The 1,557-nt window shown below is 68.0% G+C and carries 2 protein-coding genes; one reads left to right on the top strand and one right to left on the bottom strand.

The annotated features are described in order from the left end of the window. Window positions 1–406 precede the first annotated feature (406 nt). Window positions 407–877: a nuclear transport factor 2 family protein gene (locus tag FCI23_RS55625; RefSeq protein WP_136731758.1), complete on the bottom strand. Its 471-nt coding sequence runs from the start codon at window positions 875–877 to the stop codon at window positions 407–409. A 92-nt stretch (window positions 878–969) separates the two neighbouring features. Between FCI23_RS55625 and FCI23_RS55620 the strand changes: the two genes are divergently transcribed. Continuing rightward, window positions 970–1,536 carry a TetR/AcrR family transcriptional regulator gene (locus tag FCI23_RS55620; RefSeq protein WP_136731757.1) on the top strand — a complete coding sequence of 189 codons (567 nt, stop codon included), beginning with the start codon at window positions 970–972 and terminating at the stop codon, window positions 1,534–1,536. The last annotated feature ends 21 nt before the right edge of the window (window positions 1,537–1,557 follow it).

Here is a 1,557-nt window from a genome sequence, read left to right as displayed (position 1 = left end):
GGTCAGCACGATCACCAACAGCGGGGTGAGGAGCGCCGGCTCGAACGGCCGTGCCTCGTCCCGCATCCGGCGGGAGAGCCGCTTCGGGGTGATCACCTGCCTGAGCGAGCGAATTGCAGGCATGGCGGATTCCTTGAGAATGTCGGCGGTCCAGGAGGACCGGGGGCGGCTGATGGCGGGTCTGCCGTTGATGGCTCGAAAAGAGGCTCCCGCTCGCAGTGACGGGTGAGCACGTCTGAGCAGCGGATTTGGGGCGGGAGATCCGCGAGACCCTCCGCACCGACGAACGCGCCGGGAACATCGAGTCCACGCCCGGCATGGGACCGATCCTGGGCGCCGAGTGGGGCCCGGACGACCGCGTACATCCCGGCCGCACACCCCGCCACGCACCCCCGCGCCGCGCTGCTCACAACCCCACGGTGCGAGAGGCCCCCCGCTCTTCGACTGGGACCCCGACAGCGGTCGCGATGCGGCGTTCGTCGGCGGTGATGGGGAGGTCGTTGATGCTGGCATAGCGTTTGCGCATCAGGCCGTTCCGGTCGAATTCCCAGTTCTCGTTGCCGTAGGCACGGAACCACTGGCCGCCGGCGTCGTGGTACTCGTACTCGAAGCGCACGGCGATCCTGTTGCCGGTGTGGGCCCACAACTCCTTGCGCAGCTTGTAGTCCAGCTCGCGCTCCCACTTGTCGGTCAGGAACTCGACGATCTCCTTGCGGCCGCTGAGGAAAACGTCACGGTTGCGCCATTGGGAGTCCTCGGTGTAGGCGAGGGCGATCGTCTCGGGGTCGCGGGTGTTCCAGGCGTCCTCGGCGGCCTGCACCTTGAGCAGGGCGGCCTCCTCGGTGAACGGCGGTATGGGGGGCCTCTTGGCTGTCATGGCACTCTTCTCTCTCAACTGGAGAACGATCGTTCCCATCTCTCTGCTGTACTGTAGGAGAACGTTGGTTCTCACGCAAGAGGGGAAGAGTCTTGGACCTGGAAACGGCGCGGGCACGAGTACTCGACGCGGCCGGGGAGCTGTTCTACGGCCGCGGAGTGCAGGCGGTGGGAATGGACGAGATCCGCTCGGCCTCCGGGGTCTCCCTCAAGCGTCTCTATCAGCTCTTCCCCTCCAAGGGCGACCTGGTGGAGGCGTATCTGCGCAGGCGGGACGCACGCTGGCGGGCGGCGCTGGCCGGGTATGTCGATGCCCGGCCCGCCGAAGTGCGAGTCCTGGCGGTCTTCGACTGGCTGTACCAGTGGTTCGGCGAAGACGACTTCCGCGGCTGCGGGTTCATCAATTGTTTCGGTGAGCTCGGAGCCACCTCTGCGGCGGTGGCCGACGTCACCCTCGCCCACAAGGAAGCGTTCCAGGAGTACCTGACCGGCCTGGTGGCCGCTTCGGGCGGGTCGCCGGAGCTGGCCGCCCACCTCGCCCTGCTGGCGGAGGGCGCCATGACCACGGCGGCCATCGCGGGATCCCCCGAGCCCGCCCGTCAGGCCCGCGCCGCGGCCGTTCTCCTGATAGAGGCCTCCCGAGCAGTCAGGGCCGCCTGAGACCGCCCAATGACGGGCAGC

Source organism: Actinacidiphila oryziradicis (assembly GCF_005047355.1).
GTDB classification, from domain to species: Bacteria; Actinomycetota; Actinomycetes; order Streptomycetales; family Streptomycetaceae; genus Actinacidiphila; species Actinacidiphila oryziradicis.
The sequence above is the reverse complement of the archived record's forward strand: the minus strand, read 5'-3'. Positions and strand labels throughout refer to the sequence as shown.